The organism is Paraburkholderia sp. BR14312 (genome assembly GCF_040948675.1).
Taxonomy (GTDB): Bacteria; Pseudomonadota; Gammaproteobacteria; order Burkholderiales; family Burkholderiaceae; genus Paraburkholderia; species Paraburkholderia nodosa_A.
In genome coordinates this window covers 1-526 of record NZ_JBFPKI010000073.1, presented here as the reverse complement: position 1 = coordinate 526, position 526 = coordinate 1, and the positions used below count along the sequence as shown (strand labels likewise).

Genomic DNA, 526 nt, shown 5'->3' with positions numbered 1-526 from the left:
AAGATGACATTGGTTCCACCTGAGTTAAGGACATCCGGCATCAAATCGACATGGACCAACCTCGCGCGGCGGCTCGTTGGAACGATGGGCCGCGTATCAGCGAAGTGTATTTCAACAGCCTGCTAGATCCTTCCAAATACCCGTGCAATATGCCGCGCGAAACTTCGTGTCAGGATTCTGAGGCGGCTATGTGATGGAGCCTGGGATCGACTACGACGAGATCGAGACCTTCGTGGTGCCGAAAAACACCACGTATATCGTCCGTGCCGAAATGGACCACTACGACGAAGACCCGGAGGACGAAGTCGGCGCTTCCTGCATCGTTGCGGTCACCATGCAGCCTCAAAGAAATGATAAGTATTGCCGTAGACATGAACGACTTGATACCGGGGCCGGCGACGACGTAGTCGATAGCCCTCATCGAGCCCCTTCAGGTTCCGCCGTTGGAAGGGACGGCTGTGTCGACCAAGGCCGCGCCACATGGGCTAGCCAGCCAATAAATAAAAGTACTGACTCGGCTCCAGCA

Annotated in this window: 1 protein-coding gene; it reads left to right on the top strand. The window is 55.5% G+C overall.

The features are described 5' to 3' along the window. Positions 1–193 precede the first annotated feature (193 nt). Positions 194–526, top strand: a 333-nt coding sequence (locus tag AB3X98_RS42055) for a hypothetical protein (protein ID WP_368607218.1), incomplete at its 3' end; no start/stop codon positions are given.